At 54.9% G+C, this 19,362-nt stretch carries 18 protein-coding genes and 2 pseudogenes; 7 read left to right on the top strand and 13 right to left on the bottom strand.

Going from position 1 to position 19,362, the window contains the following annotated elements; all coding sequences use genetic code 11:
* The first annotated feature begins 46 nt into the window (after positions 1-46).
* Positions 47-769, top strand: a complete 723-nt coding sequence (locus MED193_RS22660) for a class I SAM-dependent methyltransferase (protein ID WP_009811173.1) — start codon at positions 47-49, stop codon at positions 767-769.
* Positions 696-1,825 (top strand): IS3-like element ISRosp1 family transposase gene (locus MED193_RS17920; RefSeq protein WP_085978289.1). Its coding sequence is split into 2 segments (ribosomal slippage): positions 696-927 and positions 927-1,825, totalling 1,131 coding nucleotides; the frame shifts between segments, so codons are not numbered across the junction. The genes MED193_RS22660 and MED193_RS17920 overlap by 74 nt, the downstream gene beginning before the upstream one ends.
* Here MED193_RS17920 and queE read toward each other — a convergent pair.
* Genes queE through queC form a run of 3 tightly spaced genes read right to left on the bottom strand, consistent with a single transcriptional unit; the run spans position 1,775 to position 3,446 of the window.
* Positions 1,775-2,395 (bottom strand): 7-carboxy-7-deazaguanine synthase QueE, encoded by a 621-nt coding sequence (gene queE, locus MED193_RS17915; RefSeq protein WP_009811171.1) that lies wholly within the window; start codon positions 2,393-2,395, stop codon positions 1,775-1,777. The genes MED193_RS17920 and queE overlap by 51 nt on opposite strands.
* Entirely contained in the window at positions 2,392-2,745 is a 354-nt protein-coding gene (gene queD, locus MED193_RS17910) for a 6-carboxytetrahydropterin synthase QueD (RefSeq protein ID WP_009811170.1), read from the bottom strand. The genes queE and queD overlap by 4 nt, the downstream gene beginning before the upstream one ends.
* Positions 2,745-3,446 (bottom strand): 7-cyano-7-deazaguanine synthase QueC, encoded by a 702-nt coding sequence (gene queC / locus MED193_RS17905; RefSeq protein ID WP_009811169.1) that lies wholly within the window; start codon positions 3,444-3,446, stop codon positions 2,745-2,747. Before queC ends, queD begins: the two co-directional genes overlap by 1 nt.
* A 518-nt stretch (positions 3,447-3,964) precedes the next feature.
* Here queC and MED193_RS22655 point away from each other — a divergent pair.
* Positions 3,965-4,676, top strand: a pseudogene (locus MED193_RS22655) (IS30 family transposase).
* 177 nt (positions 4,677-4,853) lie between these two features.
* Here MED193_RS22655 and MED193_RS17895 read toward each other — a convergent pair.
* The 6 genes from MED193_RS17895 to gcvA form a co-directional block, all read right to left on the bottom strand.
* Positions 4,854-5,516, bottom strand: a complete 663-nt coding sequence (locus tag MED193_RS17895) for an FMN-dependent NADH-azoreductase (RefSeq protein ID WP_039966362.1) — start codon at positions 5,514-5,516, stop codon at positions 4,854-4,856.
* Positions 5,517-5,610: 94 nt separating this feature from the next.
* Positions 5,611-6,882 (bottom strand): amidase family protein, encoded by a 1,272-nt coding sequence (locus tag MED193_RS17890; protein WP_009811166.1) that lies wholly within the window; start codon positions 6,880-6,882, stop codon positions 5,611-5,613.
* Positions 6,879-7,766, bottom strand: coding sequence for a polysaccharide deacetylase (locus MED193_RS17885; RefSeq protein ID WP_009811165.1), 888 nt, complete (start codon positions 7,764-7,766; stop codon positions 6,879-6,881). Before MED193_RS17885 ends, MED193_RS17890 begins: the two co-directional genes overlap by 4 nt.
* A 15-nt stretch (positions 7,767-7,781) precedes the next feature.
* A complete protein-coding gene (locus MED193_RS17880) occupies positions 7,782-9,293 on the bottom strand; it encodes an amidohydrolase family protein (RefSeq protein WP_009811164.1) in 1,512 nt (503 codons plus the stop codon).
* Positions 9,283-9,966 carry a DUF1989 domain-containing protein gene (locus MED193_RS17875; protein WP_039967013.1) on the bottom strand — a complete coding sequence of 228 codons (684 nt, stop codon included), beginning with the start codon at positions 9,964-9,966 and terminating at the stop codon, positions 9,283-9,285. Before MED193_RS17875 ends, MED193_RS17880 begins: the two co-directional genes overlap by 11 nt.
* Before the next feature lie 108 nt (positions 9,967-10,074).
* Positions 10,075-11,001: a transcriptional regulator GcvA gene (gene gcvA / locus MED193_RS17870; RefSeq protein WP_009811162.1), complete on the bottom strand. Its 927-nt coding sequence runs from the start codon at positions 10,999-11,001 to the stop codon at positions 10,075-10,077.
* A 162-nt stretch (positions 11,002-11,163) separates the two neighbouring features.
* On the opposite strand from gcvA, the gene MED193_RS17865 reads away from it, so the two are divergent.
* The 4 genes from MED193_RS17865 to MED193_RS17850 all read left to right on the top strand — a co-directional run bounded on the left by MED193_RS17865 (position 11,164) and on the right by MED193_RS17850 (position 15,754).
* Positions 11,164-12,693 (top strand): ABC transporter ATP-binding protein, encoded by a 1,530-nt coding sequence (locus tag MED193_RS17865; protein ID WP_039966360.1) that lies wholly within the window; start codon positions 11,164-11,166, stop codon positions 12,691-12,693.
* Complete coding sequence (locus MED193_RS17860; RefSeq protein ID WP_009811160.1) at positions 12,690-13,775, top strand: ABC transporter permease; 1,086 nt, start codon at positions 12,690-12,692, stop codon at positions 13,773-13,775. Before MED193_RS17865 ends, MED193_RS17860 begins: the two co-directional genes overlap by 4 nt.
* 3 nt (positions 13,776-13,778) lie before the next feature.
* On the top strand, positions 13,779-14,711 hold the full coding sequence (locus tag MED193_RS17855) for an ABC transporter permease (RefSeq protein WP_009811159.1): 933 nt from the start codon (positions 13,779-13,781) through the stop codon (positions 14,709-14,711).
* Positions 14,712-14,800: 89 nt separating this feature from the next.
* Entirely contained in the window at positions 14,801-15,754 is a 954-nt protein-coding gene (locus MED193_RS17850; protein WP_009811158.1) for a BMP family protein, read from the top strand.
* 591 nt (positions 15,755-16,345) lie between these two features.
* Here the strand turns inward: MED193_RS17850 and MED193_RS22645 are convergent.
* From MED193_RS22645 to ectB, 4 genes and pseudogenes are all read right to left on the bottom strand, one after another.
* Positions 16,346-16,672: pseudogene (locus MED193_RS22645) on the bottom strand (helix-turn-helix domain-containing protein); the annotation flags it as partial.
* A gap of 215 nt (positions 16,673-16,887) precedes the next feature.
* The gene (locus tag MED193_RS17845; protein ID WP_009811157.1) at positions 16,888-17,553 is read right to left on the bottom strand and encodes a GntR family transcriptional regulator; all 666 of its coding nucleotides are present in this window, start codon (positions 17,551-17,553) and stop codon (positions 16,888-16,890) included.
* Positions 17,554-17,638: 85 nt separating this feature from the next.
* A complete protein-coding gene (locus MED193_RS17840) occupies positions 17,639-18,037 on the bottom strand; it encodes an ectoine synthase (RefSeq protein WP_009811156.1) in 399 nt (132 codons plus the stop codon).
* A gap of 4 nt (positions 18,038-18,041) precedes the next feature.
* Entirely contained in the window at positions 18,042-19,328 is a 1,287-nt protein-coding gene (gene ectB / locus MED193_RS17835; RefSeq protein WP_039967008.1) for a diaminobutyrate--2-oxoglutarate transaminase, read from the bottom strand.
* Positions 19,329-19,362: the final 34 nt, after the last annotated feature.

Here is a 19,362-nt window from a genome sequence, read left to right as displayed (position 1 = left end):
GAGAGCTTCGCGGATCGCCTAAGCCGCATTGCTCGGGAGACGGCCAATGACTAAGGACAACACTCCCACATCATACGGCGGCAGTAATCACTTCTTGTCGGGCGGAGCCGCCTACGCCGCCAGCCGCCCTACCTATCCGGCGGCCCTAGCCGACGCACTGGCAGATCGGTGTGCCAGTAGAGAACAGGCGTTAGACGTCGGGTGCAGGAGTGGCCAGTTATCTGTCCTGTTGGCGAACCGTTTTGATCACGTCACGGCAACAGACCCCAGCGACACGCAGCTCGGGAATGTCGCTGAACACAAACACGCCACCTATCGAGCGGAACCGGCAGAGCGGATAAGCCTGCCTGACAGGTCAATTGATTTGGTTACAGCGGCGCAAGCCGCTCACTGGTTCGATCTCGAAGTGTTCTACGAGGAAGTGCGCCGCGTTGTTCGCACCGATGCCGTTCTGGCATTGATTTACTACGGTGTGCCAAAAATGGAGGGTGACATTGGTGAACGACTATTGAGATTCTATTGGCAAGATATTCACCGACACTGGCCCGAAGGCCGGCGTCACGTCGAGGAAGGCTATCAAAGTCTTGCGGTTCCCTTTGCTGAGGAGCCCTTCCCGAAACTCTCGATCACCCTGGACCTGTCACGGTTTGATGCCGCTCCTTTGATAGCATTTACTGCAACAAAGGAGATGAACTATGGGACTGAAACGGACAGACGAATTTCGACAAGATGCGGTGCGCATCGCATTAACCAGTGGGCTGACGCGTAAGCAGGTGGCTGACGATCTGGGTGTTGGCATGTCGACGTTGAACAAATGGATCACTGCACACCGAGACACAGACGTGGTTTCCAAAGAGGATTTGAGCCTGGCTCAAGAGAATGATCGACTTCGACGGGAGAACCGGCTCCTGAAGGAGGAGAGGGAGATCTTAAAAAAAGCCACCCAGTTCTTTGCGGGCCTAAAGCAATGAGATTTAGGTTTGTCGAAGAACACAGGGGCAGCTTTCCAGCCGCCCGGTTGTGCGAGGTCGTCGGTGTCAGCGCACGCGGGTTACGCGCATTCCGCAGTCGCCCAGCCAGTCGTAGGCAGCGATCTGATCTGGTCACGCTGGCTCATATCAAAGAGCAGTCGCGGCTTAGTTTGGGGAGCTATGGCCGCCCACGAATGACCGAAGAGTTGAAGGAGATCGGTTTGAACGTGGGCCACCGTCGTGTTGGCAGGTTGATGCGCCAGAACGGGATATCTGTTGTCAGAACACGCAAACACAAGGTCACGACAGACAGTGACCACAAGTTCAATATCGCGCCGAACTTGCTGGATCGAAACTTCTCAGCTGACCTGCCAAATCAAAAGTGGGCGGGGGATATCAGCTATGTCTGGACCCGCGAAGGCTGGCTGTATCTGGCCGTGATCCTCGATCTGCATTCAAGGCGTGTTATCGGCTGGGCCGTGAGCAATCGGATGAAACGCGACTTGGCGATCCGGGCGTTGAATATGGCCATCGCGTTCCGGCAGCCGCCCAAAGGCTGCATCCATCATACGGATCGCGGGTCGCAATATTGTTCCCATGACTACCAGAAAATCCTGCGCCAGAACGGCTTCAAAGTATCGATGAGCGGTAAGGGTAATTGTTACGACAACGCCGCCGTCGAGACGTTCTTCAAGACCATCAAAGCTGAACTGATCTGGCGGCATCCTTGGGAGACCCGTCGGAAGGCTGAAATGGCGATCTTCGAATACATAAACGGGTTCTACAATCCACGCCGCCGTCACTCAGCACTGGGCTGGAAAAGCCCTGTCGCCTTCGAACGAAAGGTGGCTTAAACGAGCACTTGGGGCGGCACTAAAACGCGACAGGTCCAGAAGGTCGCTGTAACGCGCATGGACCTCTTGTGCCCATTGGTAGTCAGCCTCGTCAAAAATCACGATTTTCATAACCTGCTGGCGTGCGCGGGAACCAAGCTTGCGACAGGCGTCAAAACCCGCCCAGTCCACCTGCTCTCCGCTTGATGGTGGCTTGGGAGAGAGTACCAGCGTGTCCAGATCGGCAAACCATGGGCGCGCGATCGAGCCTTGCGTCTCGCAGGCAAAGCGATAGCCAGCGGCGCGACCCATCGCGATCAATGGGCCAAAGTCCTGAATGGCTGGGTTGCCGCCAGACAAGGAGACCGTCAGGGGCCTATCGCCAGAAAGCTGGCGTACCCGGTCCCAAACCGCCTCTGCGGTCATCGGCGCCCAGCTGTGGCGGTATTCGCTGTCCACCGCATGCAGGCTGTCACACCAATTGCACCGGAAATCGCAGCCGCCCGCGCGGACAAAGACAGTTGGCTCCCCGATCAAGGCGCCTTCGCCCTGTATCGTCGGGCCGAAGATTTCGGCAATGCGCAGGGTCATGGCCGGTATTCCGCCCAGGTCTTAGGGGTCTCGCTGACCAACACCGCTGTGGTTTCAGGCCAGCGCGCGGCACACCAATCATAAAAATGGCGGGCCATGTTTTCGGCGGTCGAAGGCCCGTCCATCACATCATTCAGATGCCGGTGGTCAAGATGATCGTCGATATAGGACTTGAGCGATTTTAGGTCGTGGTAGTCCCGCACAAAGCCATCCGCATTCAGCTGCTTAGCCGCCAGTTCGACCACGACAATATAATTGTGTCCATGCAGCCGTGCGCATTGGTGATCCTTTGGCAGGTGGGACAGTTGGTGAGAGGCGGAAAAATGGAACTCCTTGCGAATGCGAAACATCAGCCTGCCCCTTGCGTGGCCAGGGCCAGGGTCCAATAGTCCGGATCGGCATAGATCGTGGGGTCACTGATCCCAGCGAGATGAAAGGCCTCGCGCCGTTCCACGCAGGTACCGCAGCGTCCACAATGCACCTTGTTACCCTTGTAGCAGGACCAAGTCTGGGCAAAAGGAGTGTCGTGCTTGGCGCCTTGCCGCACGATTTCGGCCTTACTGTGTTCGACAAATGGCGTGTGCAGGCGCACCTCGGCATATCCGTCCAGCGCCGCCTGCTGCATCGCGTCAAAGGCACGGGTAAAGCTGGGGCGGCAGTCGGGATAGATAAAGTGATCGCCGCCATGGACGGCCGTGGCTACAGCCTCATCCCCCTTTGCGGCTGCGATGCCAAAGCCAATCGACAGCATAATTGCATTGCGGTTGGGCACCACGGTGGCACGCATCGTCTCCTCTTCGTAATGTCCGTCGGGCACATCGATGTCGTCGGTCAAGGCGGAGCCGGTCAGCGACGCGCCGACACCGCGCATGTCGATCAGGTGGAACGGAACGCCCAGGCGTTTGGCGGCGGCTTCTGCAAAGTAAATCTCTTTGCGGTGGCGTTGGCCATAGTCAAAAGAGACAAGCCGGGTGAGCTGGTGCTCATTGGCGGTGATATGCGCAAGCGACACGGAATCGAGTCCGCCTGAGCAGATGACAAGTGTTTTCATATTTGGGGCCCTTGTTTTGATGTCCGGGTAGGCTGCGACCGGATGGCGGCGCTTATGTCAGAATTTGCGCTGATTGCAAGGGGGGAAGATTTTGCCGCGCGATGTGTTTAACTTCACAGTTTAGCAGCGGGAGAGCGATCGATAGGTGAATAGTGAGTGAATGGTGGCGAAGAGCCGAAAGCCCACTCTGAGCGAAATAGGCCGTTCGTGGCGGCCAAGACACCGGCTCGAACTGACTTTGCAAATTCCGCTACCTGCGCATAGCCGCCGTTGCCCATGCGCCGCGATTGTCACGCGAACCTTCTAGAATCGTGGATGACAGCTCCCAGCCCAAAGCGGACCAGTGCGAAGGGAGGCTGACTCTCATTGCCGCACATGCACAAATTGCGTCTCGACTTCCCGGAAGCGGACATTCAAGCTGTCAAACGCGGCTTTTTGCCCTCAATGTCGGCACTGAGCTGTGGTTTCAACGGGTCGTCGCAACACTCTAGTCTTTTTGGAAGGATGGAGTGTTAGGCATGAAGTATCGGACGCGGACATTTTACACTGATAATCAGAAGTCGGAGATGTGGGATCGCTGGCAGCGTGGAGAGTCGATGAGTTCGATTGGGCGTTGCTTTAATCGCGCGTCATCATCGATTTTCCCGCACCTTGCGGTAACCGGCGGCATTCGTCCGCCAGCCCGCACCAGATCCCGCCTTGCTCTGACCTTAATGGAACGAGAAGAGAATTCTCGTGGCCTCGCTTCCAAGAGTTCGTTGCGCGCGATTGCGCGGGTCTTGCAGCGGTCACCTTCGACGATCAGTCGGGAGGTTCATCGCCACGCTGGTAGAACGCCATTCCCGCTTTGTGATGCTGGCGAAGATCGAAAACAAGGACACACAAAGCGTCATCACCGCCCTCATCAAGCAGGCGCGCAAGTTTCCCAAGGACCTCTACAAATTGCTGACTTGGGATCGTGGGTCCGAGATGGCCAGTCATGCGAAGTTCACTATGGCCACCAAGATCGAAGTTTACTTTTGTGATCCTCAGTCTCCATGGCAGAGAGGCAGTAACGAAAATACCAACCGTCTTCGCAGACAATACTTCCCCAAAGGCACTGATATATCAGGCTTCAGTCAAGCTAAACTCAGCGCCGTTGCACGCCAGCTCAACGAGCGCCCCAGAAAGACCTTGCAATACCAGACCCCAGCAGAGAAATTTGAAGCCTGTGTTGCAGCGACCCGTTGAAACCGCAGCTGACAGCAGTCATCCGCAACCTGGACGGACCGGCGCCAGCCGCGCAGCCCCCTGCTACGTCGTGCTCCATTGAAACTGCGCTATCGCTGAGAATAGAACTCCTAGAGGCTAATAAGATTTTGGGAACCCACATTCATCAGCGGGTTCCTCTTAAATGTTGTGTAGGGCCTATGAAGAAAGGTCCCGCGCAATTTCCTGGGCGCGGGCATGTGCGGAAGCGACCGATGAATCGTGACGTTCGTCCGCAAATTCCTGATATTCTGCAGCAGCCTCAAACATGTGCTCGGCGCCAAGGTAGTTTCGAAGTGTGTTGATATGCGCGGAGAGGTGACCGGACCCATCACGGATTCCACCTGTTTCGAACCCAAATTCACCTGCCGATGTCAGCAGAACAAGAGTTTTACCAGACATGATGGGTTCTAAGGGAAAATCACCACGACCAAGATCAAAAGTAAAAGTCTTGTTTATCCGGATGATCTGATCAAACCAGGCCTTCAGCGCAGCGGGCATGCCATAGTTGTACATCGGGGTGGAAATCAGAAGAACATCAGCGCGGTCAAGCTCGTCAATCAGAGTATCAGAGAGGCTCACCAGCTTCTTTTGCTGTTCAGTGCGCTCGGCGTCAGGCGTAAACACCGAAGCAATCCAGTCATTACAAATGAAGTCCGGTGGGGTCATGCCAACATCCCTCAGGATAACTTCTACTTCGGGTTCAGCCTCTTCCCACTGCGCTACAAAACTGTCCGCAAGGCTCCTGGAAATAGAGTTATAGGCAGCAACAGAATTGTCGGTTCGACGCACACTCGCGTCAATTCTAAGGATTGTGGTCATGTCTTCACCTTTATGGATTGAATGGTCTCCTTGAAGGTGAAGCCTGGGTGAACATCTTACAAATGAAGAGAATTTCGCCAACTTTTAAAGAAGTTCATCTGTCACAGATCGCCCTAAAAATTGGCTCCAACCGGACCGCGGTGGTGAGCAAATCTTTATCTGCACCCGTGCTAGACGTCAGCGAGAGACTGCATCCTGGTACCCCTGATCCAACCGGTAAAGTAATCGTCGGCGCATTCAGGAATGCGGCTTTCATCGACACTGAAAGGATATGTGCATTCTCCCGCGCGAATATGGTCGGATCGCCTATGACGTCCTGAATGGACGGAGGGGGAGACGGAAGAGTTGGGTAGAGCAGCATGCCACCTTGTAGTTCGGCCTCAAAGGTTTCAATCATCATCCGCCTCGCGGCAAGCAATGTGCGCATGTTTTCATCGCTGATTGTCGCAGAGTGAGAGAGGCGATCTCTTACTCTGGGGTCTAGGGCGATATGATCTGCCTGGACTACATTTTTTAGCAGGCGGTAGGCTTCGGCCCCGACAAGTGTCCCGTGTGTATGAAACAGATCGTTGACCCGCGCAAAACTGTGGATGGTCCGGACCTCTAAATCAAATTCAGTGTCCGCCAGTTGCTCTACGACTATGCGGTACATGGCTCCTATTTCGGGCGCGTAGTCGTCCAATGACTTCTCATCTAGGCATATTATGCGCTTGCAATTTTGTCCGGGGTTACGATCTCGGGTGAGTAAGCTATCCAGTGATCTGATCGATTCAACACGTCGGGCAAGAGGGCCCGGCGTGTCCAGCGAAGGGGCCAGTGGAAAAATTCCGATGTCGTCATAGCGACCAATAGAGGGACGAAACCCGATGATCCCCTGGCAGGCGGCTGGGATGCGGACGGAACCGGAAGTGTCCGTACCTAGGGCTAAATCCGCCAGTCCCAATGCAACCGCCGTGGCCGAGCCGCTTGATGATCCGCCAGGCACCAAATCCTGCCTCAAAGCATTGGGCGGGGTGCCAAAGTGCGGGTTGAGGCCCAGTCCTGAGAAGGCAAACTCAGACATATTCGTATGCCCAATGACGATGAGCCCTGCCGCCCGCATCCGGGCCACGATTGGTGCGTCACTTTGCGCTGGCTCAGGACGGTAAAGTCGCGATCCCGAGTGGCTGCGTAAGCCCTGAATATCGATATTGGCCTTTACCGCCAAGAACTGCCCGTCAAGCGGGCTTAATGGGGTTCCACGCTCTTGCCTAGCGTCCGCTGCACGAGCATCCGCCAGTAGCCTGTCTTCTAGCACATCGGTAAAAATGTTTGGATGCGCATTCAGAGCCGCCAAAAAATCCTGCGCCCGTTGTTCTATTGTCATTTGGTCAAGACCGGGGCGCTATAGTAAGGCAGCTCTTCAACGCGAACACTCTCGGCATCGGCGCCATATTGCGACCGGACATGTCGCGCTATCTCTTCGAGTGACGCAAACCAGACGTCTCCCCGATCCAAGACCGACTCCAGCCATTTTTCGACTTGCCGCCAGCGCGCCAAGCGCCCGGTCAGAAACGGATGCCAGATACCAATCCAAAAGCCGTCGGCCTCATATTGGGCTTCGAATTCTTCCCAAAAAGGCGAGAGTCCCGCAGTAGGTCCGGCAACAGGCATCATATAACCGATCTCATCATAGTGGGCGAATTGCGGCCAGTCATCTGTGCCCCAATGCACTGGCAGCTCGATAAGTGATCGACCCTTTGACCGCATAATATACGGAAGGTCGTCGGCCATTAGCGAACTATCGTATTCAAACTCATGTTTGTTCAACAGATCAATAACACCCTGTGTCACGTTATAAACTGGCGCGCGATAGCCTTTTGGTTTGTTGCCAAGGATGCGCGCGTGGGACACCAGCGCACGTTCAAACCAGTATTCCTGCTCTGAAGGGCTATGGCTCGTTGGGTCTTCGTGCAAATACCCATGGTGCCCGATTTCATGACCCTCCTTCAGGATGGATTCCATAACATCCGGGTATTGTTCGACGACCCAACCTGGCGCGAAAAAGGACTGCTTCAAACCCAGTCTTTTGTATGTTTCCAATATCCGCGGGATGGCAACTGTCGGGCCGTATCGGCCCATCGATATGGGGTACAACCGGTCATGTCCGTCTGCTGGTTTGGAGATATGGATCAAACTGTCGGCATCAATATCGAAAGTGATCGCACAGGCGCATCGAGCGCCATTAGGCCATGTGATTTTCTTCTGCATTTACTTTGCTCCTTGTCACCTGAGTTGGGCGCTATGCGTCAGCCAATTGTCATACCACCGCAGCAAGGCGGACCTGACGATTGCATAGTCTTGTGTGCTTAGCCTTTGATCAGCCGCGCGCTGCATTTCTTCGTTTATGTTTTCAAGGACATCGTGTTCGTTTCGATTGCAGACTTTGCCTTGCGATACGGTCAAGGAGCCACCGACATAGACAGACTGGATATCCGAAGTCTTGGCGCTGCTGACGAGCAGCTCGACGGGGTCAACACTTTCCGCCAACCAAGGGCCCTGAAGACGGTCCAAGCTGACAACTATGAAATTTGCACGCTTGCCGTCATTTAGACTGCCGATACTTTGATCCATTCCCATCAATCGCGCGCCGCCCATTGTGGCCATGTCAAAGACATCCGGCGCCGTCAGGCCAGGCCCTAAGGGATCAGCAGACCCATATAGGTTCCGCGCCAGCCGCATCTCAGCAAACATATCGTCGTCACCCGCGAGGCTGGTTCCATCCATCCCCAACGCGAGATTGATGCCGAGGCGTTTCATTTTCCAAGCGGGCGCAATTCCAGAGCGAAGCCGCAAATTTGAACTTGGATTGCACACGATATGCGCCCCTGTGTCGGCCACTTCCCGAAGAGCATATTCGTCCGCCCAAACCATATGGGCCAAGGACAGCTTTTCGCCCAGCAAACCGATATCGGCCAGTTCTGCGACGGGGTTTTTATTGTCAGGCCTTCCAGCGGATAGATGCTGTAGCAGGGATTCCTCTACATGGGTCTGCATACGCAGGCCTCGTTCTCTTACCGCGCAGGCGATTTCTTTCAGGAGTTGCGGGCTGGTCCAATGGGGAGCTGTCGGCCCGAACCAGACGTCTGATGTTTCGGCCTGCGCGTGTTCTTCCGCCAGGCGAAGAATGAGATCCAAGTATTCGGCCGGGTTCAACCGCGCACGGGTAAGGTGCTGATGCTCCAGCTTATCACGCAGAGGCTCTGGCAATTTCGTTAGGAAGGCATGGTCCTGCCCTGATTGATGAACAATACGATTTTGCCAGCGCTCTCCTGGAGCAACGGCGCAGGATATGCCCAGGCCGGTATAGATCTCTAGTTTTTCGCGGACTTTCATCTCCGCGAGCCTCGCTGTTTCTCCAGCAGTGCAGGCATCAACGACAGCCGTCACACCATTTTTCAGCAGGCGTAGAGCAGCATATTCAGTCGATGTTTTTGTCGAGATAGCAGCCGCACCAGCCGTGGCGAATATCCATGGCTCCAGCAGGTCGTCAGAGATACCCTGATTGACCAGATTCACCCCGAAACAATGGTGATGTGCGTTCACAAAGCCAGGCAGGATCGCGACATTCTCGCCAATGTGGACCTCGGCCGCAGGAAACCGCGAGGTCAGGTCTTGTAGGGGGGCAATTTCACCTATCTTCCCATCCTGGACATGGATCGCACAATCTTTGCGGCTGTGAAACGCATCAACAAGAACCCAACGGGCCGAGAAAATGCTTCCACCGTCACCCATCATGTACAACAAATTCTAATGTTGCCGGTTTGCCTTCGGACCCGTTTACCGGAGTGATGTCCTGCGGGCAGGCTGACATCACTGCGTAGACCGACATCTCCGCCTGAAAGGTGATCGTTTCCCCCGGCTTGGAAACTGGCGGCTCCCAATCAAGCGCCCCGTCTGCTTTGATCGGGACATTCATCCATAGATTAAACGGCGCAGGCACATGCGGTGCTTTTTGACCGATCGCGAGCAATGCTTGCCGCAGGTTATCCGCGCAGTTGTCGTGGTATTCCGTGCAGCCCAGCTGTTTGTAGCGGTTCCAATCACAACTGGCGATCAGAGTATCATGTACACCCGGCGAACTGTCCTGGGTTAGAGACAGCAAGGGATTGCGCAGATTGCTGACCAGCCGATCCCCGACTTTTGGAGACACCGATAGGAGGTCTGTGTGCACATGCTCCATGGACATGAACTCGCCCAGATCACTGGCTTTGAACGCCCAGAAATCACAGACCTGCCAGCCGCTGGGATTGGTGATCGTCAGGCATTGCCCCGCATCCAGTCGCACCGCGGCTCCGCAGCGCGCCGGAATGGTATAGCGCCACGAGAGTACGGGAACGCCGTTGCCAGAAATGGCGTTCTCCAAGCTTTGGTTAAGGCCATCAGGATTCGAAGGGTCATATTTTTGCATGCGCTGAAACTCCAGATTGGATGTCCAGAAACGCATGACCCCGCGCAGTTTAAAAATGACAAGAATTCACCCGACGAATGAACTCACCAAAGGCGCCCGGTTGCAGTGTCAGTCTTCAAAGAACCTTTGACCAACTGCGCTTTCCCGAAACTCATCGGCCTGATCAAGCAACCAATCGCGGAAGACCCGCACACGCGCCCGGTTGGCATATGTTTCCGGGCAAACGAGAAAGTAGCTTTTGTTGTCCAGTGCTGTGTCAAAGGGGGCTACAAGCATCTGCCTTTCCAGAAAGCGTGCTGCGGCCAGCAGGCTGACCAAAGCAACGCCATGCCCATCACTTGCCGTCAACAAGCAGATGTGTTCTTCGGAATAGGTGACATAGGGCTCGACTTTTCTGTCCGCGAGTCCAACCGCGTTCATCCAGCTTGCCCAGCTCGGGTCTGTTTCTGAAAACCCGCTCCATTTGTACTCAATGAGTTTGGATCCAAGCAAGTCTGTAGCGTTTACAAGCGTTTTCGCCTTTTCCAAGCTACAAACCGGCGCAACCTTGTCATTCAAAACCCATACAACATTGCTGTCTGCATAGTCTCCAGAGCCATAGCGAATGGCTACATCCACGTTGCTTGTTTTAAAGTCCACCAATTGATCGCTGGACAGGACACGCACCGATATATCGGGGTATTTTTCATAGAAACTGCGCAACCTTGGGCTCAGCCAGTTTGCAGCAAAGGAGCCGGTTGTGGATATGGTCAGGGTCCCCTCAAGCACATCCTCTTCTAGCGCAAGAGACGCAGCCTCAAAGTTCTTGAAAGCTTCAATGATAAACGGCGCGTAACGCGCCCCATCCTCCGTCAGCTTCAAAGCACGCGTTAGCCTGTGAAACAGGGGAACACCGAGCTGTTCTTCTAGCGACTTTATTTGATGGGAGACTGCGGTGGGCGTTACGCACAATTCATCGGCGGCGTCCTTGAAGCTCAGGTGCCGACAGGCTGCCTCAAAGGTCTGAATGCTTTTTAAAGATGGTACCTTTGCCATATCGCGCTGTTTTGTTTTCCTTTGGATCAGTTTGCCGCCCCTGCATCGTAGCCCATTTTTCCGACCGCGTGAGTATGAATTTCTCAGCTGTCGAATGAAAACATATCGGTTGAGGTGGTTCGGCGTTCTCCCGTCAAATTGTGCGAAAGTTGGGAGGTCGTTTTGGAAGAATTCTTAAAAGTTACCGGGGTGGGAAAAACCTTCGGTGCTGTGCGCGCACTAAATGATGTCAATTTACTTGCCTCAAAGGGAGAGTGCATCGCGATTTTGGGCGAGAACGGTGCAGGAAAAACGACGCTCGCCAGCGTCTTAATCGGTCTCTATCAGCCTGACAGTGGCCAAATAGTACTGGATGGGGTGCAGATTTCTGTCACCAGTCCCGCAGCGGCGATCGAGCACGGAATTGGCATGATCCACCAGCATTTCAGCCTGGTTGACGCCATGACCGCAGAGGAAAACATTCTGATCGGGCTTCCTCGTGAAAAACGTGGCCCAGCGGCGCGCGCGCGCATTCGTCAGCTATGTGATGATTTCGACTTCACCGTGGATTTCAATGTGCCTGTGGCCAAAATGGCCGTCGGCATGAAGCAGCGGGTGGAAATCCTGAAGGCTCTGTTTCGCGACGTGTCGATCCTGATCCTGGATGAACCCACCAGTGTTCTTGCTCCAACCGAAGTGGCGCCTTTCCTGCAGGGGGTACGCAAGCTTGTTGCCACTGGGTGCCTGGTCTTTTTCATCAGCCATAAACTCGACGAAATCCGAGAGATTGCGGATCGCGTCATGATCATGCGCCATGGCCGTGTTGAAGGCATTCTGCCAGTGGCCAGCACACCCATGGCCCAGATGTCGGCCCTGATGATGGGGCAAGCTGATGCTGACCAACCCACGGAGAAACCAAACACCAAAGAGATGCGCCTGGATACGACGCGAGCCGCGAAAGCGTTGGTTGTTTCTGATGTCAGCCTCACGACCTCCAGCGGTGCTGAGATTTTGAAGGAGGTTGATCTAACTCTGCACGCAGGGGAGATCCTTGGGATTGCGGGCATTGACGGCAATGGACAAACCGAACTCAGCGAAGTGATCACGGGGTTGAAGCGGCAGACGAGCGGGACAATCCTTCTCGGCGACAAGGAGATTTCCAGTAGTTCCATCGCTGCGCGCATCGCTGATGGCATCGGATTTGTGCCCGAAGATCGCCACGCAGAGGGGCTAGTCCTGTCACTGAGCGTCGAAGAGAATTTCGCCTTTCGCTCGATTGGTGAGGACAAGTTCATGTCCGGTGGGATGATTTCAAGGCGTGCCATCGGCAAAATCGCCGAAGACGCCGTCAAAGCCTATGACATCCGTCCGTCCAACCCAAAATTGAATGCCTCAGCCCTGTCCGGCGGCAATCAGCAAAAGATCGTTATGGCCCGCGAAGTCGCGCGAGCACGGAACCTTTTGGTGGTCGTGCAACCGACCAAAGGTCTTGATGTCGGGGCAACGCAATTCGTTCAGGACCAGATCCGCGCCGTCGCCCAGAGCGGCGTCGGGGTGCTCTATATCTCGACAGAGTTGGAACATGTTCTGGAGATCTCGGATCGCGTGGCCGTCATGGCGTTTGGACGCATCACCGGAGTTGTCAATCCACAGAACACCACGCTTCAGAACATTGGGCTTTTAATGACGGCATCGCCGGAGGAGGTAGTATGAATAGCTTGGTCATGCAGCGCAGAGTTGCAGTAGCCCTACTTCTTGCATTGACTGTAGGTGGCTTTTTGATCCTGTTCGACGGGCACAATCCTTTTGCGGCCTACAAGGTTCTGTTTTTTGAATCCTTCCTGAACTATTGGGGGTTTTCCAACACCCTGGTGAAAGCCTCGCCCATGCTTTTGGCTGGCCTCGCTGTAATCATTCCGATGCGCGCGGGCGTGTTTAACATCGGAGGCGAAGGCCAGATATACATAGGCGGGCTTTTTGGCACGGTCTTTGCATTAGCCGCCCCGGACCTACCCGCTGTGCTGGGGGTGCCGCTGATCTTTCTGGCCGCCGCCATTGGCGGAGCCTTATGGGCCGCGATACCAGCTTATCTAAAGGCCTATCGCGGCACCAACGAAGTCATTGTGACGCTTTTGATGAACTTCGTGGCGATCCACATCGTTAGCTATGCTGTCGCCGGACCACTCTTGGCAGAGGGGGCTCCCTATCCCTATTCGAAGGAGGTCGCTGAAGCCTATCGTTTGCCGATTGTGATGCCCCGTTCAGATGCCCATGCCGGGTTCGTGTTTGGGCTGTCCCTGGCGCTCATTCTGTATTTCTGGCTGCGGTTCACGCCTTCTGGGTTCCAGCTAGACCTGGTTGGCCGCAATGCCCGGGCAGCTGCCTACGCCGGAGTGGATCAAAAGAAGACCATCATCCGCGCCATGTTGATCGGCGGGAGCCTCGCGGGAATGGCCGGGGCAATCGAAGTAATCGGTTTGAAGTATCGGCTCTTCCACTTGTTCAGTGACGGATATGGCTACGACGGCATTGTTGTCGCCTTTCTTGCAGCTCTCAACCCGATTGTCGCGCCATTGACTGCTCTGTTTTTGGCCGGGTTGTCCGCGGGGGCCGGTACGATGCAACGCGCTATCGGTGTTGACAGCTCTGTCATCGAAGTGGTCGAGGGGCTTGTCGTCGTCTTTGTTGCTGCTGCCCTTGTTGCACCACGAAGTTCATCAAAATCCATCCTGAAAAACCTGCTGATCGGGGGCCTGTTTGGCCGCCAGAAGCACAGTAAAAAGAAAGAGGCTTAGCCCATGGTTGATCTTGTTTTATTGGGCGACGTCCTGGCCGGAACCGCACGTTTGGGCACCCCTATCGCCTTTGCCGCCCTTGGTGGCGTGATCGCGGAAAGAAGCGGGTTGTACAACATTGGTCTGGAGGGCCAGATCTTGGCCGGTGCCCTGGGGGCAGCGGCAGGTTCCTTTGCGACGGGCTCTGCTCTGATCGGGCTCGGCTGCGGCGTCATCTGCGGTCTGGTCTCGGGGCTTTTTCTCGGCTACATGTCCATTCGACTGCGCATCAATCAACTGGTCGGAGGGATTGCCCTCAATTTACTATTGGCCGGGCTGACCGCCTTTCTCTCCCGCCAGATTTTCGGAGCGCAAGCCGGTGGTGCGCGCGTTGAAGGGTTCACCCAAGTCCGCATACCGCTGCTGTCAGACATCCCGGTCCTAGGCCCATCGCTGTTTTCACAAGACCCGCTGTTCTACCTGCTGATCGGCATCGCCGTCCTTGCTTGGTATTGGCTCATGAAGTCGCATAAGGGGCTGGATTTGCGTGCGGTGGGTGAAAACCCAAAAGCCGCCGACCTGGCCGGTGTCCCGGTCTTTCGTCTGCAGTATCTTGCGATCTCGATTAGCGGCGCCTTGGCAGCTCTGGCGGGGGCGCATTTGGTCCTTTCACAGGTCTATGTCTTTGCTGAAGGCATGAGTGCCGGCAAAGGGTTCATCGCTCTGGCTGCCATTATCTTGGGACGCTGGTCACCGATCGGTGCTGTTTGTGCAGCTCTGTTTTTTGGCTTCTGTGACGCGGCCCAGTTCAAACTGCAGTTCTCATCGCCGGAAGTGCCCTATCAGCTGTTCCTAATCCTGCCCTACATCGCTTCTTTGATCGCTTTGGTGATCCTAGGGGCCAAGGCCAGTGCCCCGGCCAGTGTGGGACTGCCTTATGATCGTGAGCATAGATAAAACTCAGCCGTGACGTGAGAAACCATCGCTTTTCACGTCCGGCTTCCCCCTGCAAACTTTGACAACATATCAACTCGGGAGGAAGATAAATGACACTGAAACATAACATCTTAGCAGGACTTGCGGCACTGATGTTGGCCGGTCCTGCAGCGTCCGATGACTTTGAACGGGCCGCTATTGTGATGCCAGGTTCAATTTCTGACAATGGTTGGAACCAGGCAGGGTTTGAAGGTTTGACGCAGGCCGGTGAGGCCCTTGGTTTTGAAACCACCTTTTCCGAAAGCGTGCACCAGCCCGAGCAGATCGAAGTGCTCAGCGACTACGCCCGTCGCGGATATGACCTGGTGATCGGCCATGGTGGTGAATTCCAGGACGCCGTGGAACGTGTCGCAAGCCGGTTTCCGGAAACCATGTTCATGGTCAACAATGGCCTTGGCACCAAGGAGAACGTTGCCAATGCTGATTTTTACTTCAGTCAGATTGCCTATCTCATGGGCTATATTGCCGGTTCGATGACACAATCCGACACGATTGGCATCATCGCCGCGCAAAAGTTCAAGTTCACCACGGATACTGTGGCGGGCTATGAGGCAGGCGCCAAGGCTGCAAACCCTGACGTCAGTGTACTGGTGACCTGGACGGGCGACTGGGACGACATTGCCAAAGGTAAGGAGGCCGCTTTGAATCAGATTTCGCAGGGCGCGGATGTTGTTTGGCCGACCATGGACAGCGCAACGCTCGGGGCTATGCAGGCCGTGCAGGAAAAGGGCGTCTACGGCATTGGGATCTACCGTGATGCAATCAATGAATGGCCGGAAATTCTTCAGTCCGCGATCTTGGATGTGCGCGGTAACATGCGCTCCTACCTGGAGCGGGCGGCCGCAAGTGAGCTGGACGGCGAGCTTTATCGGGCAACCATGAGCAACGAGTTGGCAATGCGTATCGGGTCCTTCCACCCGGATATCCCGGTCGAAGTTGTTGACGAGGTCGCAAAACTGATCGATGCCATGAAGTCCGGGGCATTGGTTGTTGAACCACAATAGCACCTCCCTGAACTACCGCCCCGAGCTTGTTGGGGCGGGCTTTTTGCAGGTGATTAAATGATCCTGAAATCCAGAAATTGATATTTTTTCGGCGCTTAGAATGCATCGCGGATTATCCATTGCCACCATGCATTGCGTCGCAGCAGCTGGCAAATTTGACACAATGGTACCCGTTGTTGCTGCGCTCAATGCTGGCGGTCATCTAGTTGCCCATTCTGCTGGAGGACTGATCGTATATAGCGCTACTACCGGAGCCTGATCGACCCACATACAGGTGGGGGCATTACGAGGGGCATTCTGAACCACACCGGGTCAGCAGGCCCGCTGTTCCCTGACCTGACAGTCGCTCATGTGACCAAGGGGTTCGCAGTGCTCAGACGACGCTTGAGACTGGAGCGGCCCGGGCTGATGTTCCATTCAACAAGAAAGTGGTTCGTGACCCAGTGCGAGCGAACCGGCGTTCCTGAGCATTGGACTGCGTCTCTGGTCGGCCACCAATCGGCACGGTCAGAGAACGGGCTGACCTACGGGATCTATTCAGCTGGGATCAGTGACGAGCAGAAACGGGGCATAAAGCCATGTCTGACCTTTCAGATGCGCATTCCGACCACCGTTGCGATGAACTTCCCGACTGATCGTCGAAGGTGACCGCTGCAAGACCCGCGCAATCGCGCGAAACGAACTCTTGGCAGCGAGGCCACGAGAAATCTCTTCTCGTTCCATTAAGGTCAGAGCAAGGCGGGATCTGGTGCGGGCTGGCGGACGAATGCCGCCGGTTACCGCAAGGTGCGGGAAAATCGATGATGACGCGCGATTAAAGCAACGCCCAATCGAACTCATCGACTCTCCACGCTGCCAGCGATCCCACATCTCCGACTTCTGATTATCAGTGTAAAATGTCCGCGTCCGATACTTCATGCCTAACACTCCATCCTTCCAAAAAGACTAGAGTGTTGCGACGACCCGTTGAAACCACAGTGTAGAGCAGACCAACTGACTGCGTGATTTCAAAGAACCAGCAGGCATTCGTTGTGAGTGTTTTCTTCTGATTTCTCTTGGCTGGAAAGGCAACTCATTTGGCGCTGGAAGTCAATCACGTGGAACTGAGCAGCACACCGTTCAGGAGAGCTAATTTAGGGTGCTAGCATTCTGGTGTAAGCGATTTGGTAGTACGCTGCGGCTTCCAAGTTCTTCACCGCTATTGCTGAGTGGATATTGTTGACATGCGCGCCAAGGTTTTCACAAGCAGCATTGAACCAATCTATGTCTTTCGCCAAACTATGCAGTTGATGCCGCGTGGTACGGCCGTAGTAGCTTTTTCCGCTGGCCCGCAGGGCGAGGTTTTCGGTAATCTCGACAAAGGCATCAAATGCCTCCATATCAAGCCGCGCAAAGTCGACCACGTTCGGTTTTGCGTTCAACTCAGCACAACGCCCATTCAAGGCTTCAAAACGTTGTAAAGATGTCACCAGATCCGTTGTAGGGTCAATTTCAACAATCGCGCGTTCCAGTGTTGCTCGTACGACAAAGTTTTGCGCAAGGGAGGCGGCATTCATTGTCGTCACAAATGTACCAACCCCTTGGCGCGATGCGATGAGCTCTTCTCTCTCTAGCCAGGCCAAAACGCGGCGCAGGGGCGTGCGACTACAGGCGAACTCCTTTGCCAAATCCGCTTCCGACAGGCGCATACCTGGCGGGTAGTGCAGCGTGCAAATACGATGCCGAAGAGTGTTGTACATGATGCTCAATCGATCCTGAACACCTTCCGCGGCCTCCAGTGTTTTGACCAGCTTATTCATATCCAGTCTCCTGGCGATGGCGTGCCTGCTGCCCTTAAAGGAGGCAAGACTTTCAAGAAATCACACCTGCCTCCGCTGGAAAAAATCAGGCATTTTCAGCCTCTAAGGCGTAGGATCCATCCTCTCGATGGGTTTCATTTCCGGTTACGGGCGGATTGAAACAACAGGCCATGACCAGTTCTTCTTCAGCAACAAGAGTATGACGGTCGTGTTTATCCAAAGCATACATAACCCCTGGGCGAATGAGGTGGATCTCACCTGTCGCGAGGTCCGTGATCGAACCGGTTCCCTGCATGCAATAGACACTCTCAAAGTGATTTTTGTACTCAAATGTGTGCTCGGAGCCAGCCTCGAGGAATGTGATATGGAAAGAAAACCCCATTTGATCTTCTGCCAGCAGCATCCGCACGCTGCTCCACTTGGCGTCTGATACGACGCGGCCCCGCTCGCTTTTAATGATTTCGTTGAAGTCTCGTACAATCATAGCCTTACTCCGCGGCAAATTTTTGGGCGCCAATCACATCCTGTGCGGCGTTGATGAGAATAGTGAGCCCGGCCTCAAGCATGCTGTCAGGCGTTGTAAGGGGCGCAAGGATCTTGACCACCTGATCTTCGGAGCCCGAAGTCTCAATAATGAGGCCCTGCTCAAAAGCCCGCGCGCAGATCTTGCCTGCCAGATCACCACATCGCAGGTCCACGCCCCGCATCATGCCGCGCCCCTTAAGGCGCGCATCAGGAACCATCTCAGCAAGGGCTTGCAGCCCCCGCGCAATGATCTCTGAACGGCGCAGAATATCCTTCTGCAAACTGTCATCTGACCAGAACTTTTCAATGGCAACGGTGGCAGTCACAAAGGCATGAGTATTGCCCCGAAATGTCCCGTTATGCTCGGCCGGCCCCATGACATCATGTTCTGGCTTAACGAGCACCAGCCCCATGGGCAGGCCAAAGCCAGATATTGATTTTGCCAGGGTCACGATATCAGGGCTGATGCCAGACTCTTCATAGGAAAAGAACCCACCCGTGCGCCCACAGCCTGCCTGAATGTCATCGACGATCAATAGAGCACCGGCCTCCTTCGCCAGCTCTGCAACGCGCTGCAACCAATCCGTCGTGGCGGCATTCAACCCGCCTTCACCCTGAACTGTTTCCAGCAAAATTGCGGCAGGTGCGTCCAGGCCCGAAGAGCGATCCTTAAGCATGGCCTCCAGAAAATCAGTTGTGTCACAGGACTGTCCCATAAAGCCGTCATAGGGCATCCGCGTCACATTGTTGAGCGTCACTCCGGCACCGCCACGGTGATAGCTGTTGCCAGTTGCTGCCAGGGCGCCCTGGGTGACACCATGAAACCCATTGGTGAAGGAGATGATATTGCTGCGTCCAGTGGCCTTGCGGGCGATTTTCATCGCCGCCTCAACAGCATTTGCTCCCGTCGGTCCGGTAAACATCACCCTGTGATCCACCTCACGTGGCTGCAAGATAAACTGCTCAAAAACTTCTAGAAACCGGGCCTTTGCTGCTGTGTGCATGTCCAAACCATGGGCAACACCATCGGCTTCCAAATGCGCTATCAGGGCGCGTTTCATGTCCGGATCATTGTGCCCGTAGTTCAAAGACGAACACCCAGCAAGAAAGTCAATGTATCGCCGTCCGCTTTGGTCGATCATCTCGGAGCCCGTGGCGGACGTGAAGACTGTATCAAACCCGCGGCAATAGCTGCGGGCTTCGGATTCCCGACGACCAAAAATGGCCTTGCTGGCAAGCTGTGTAGACATAGGGTTTCTTTCAGATTTGAGAGGGGGCAGGAAG

The organism is Roseobacter sp. MED193, from assembly GCF_000152965.1.
Classification (GTDB): Bacteria; Pseudomonadota; Alphaproteobacteria; order Rhodobacterales; family Rhodobacteraceae; genus Pseudophaeobacter.
This window is presented reverse-complemented; position numbering and strand designations above follow the sequence as displayed.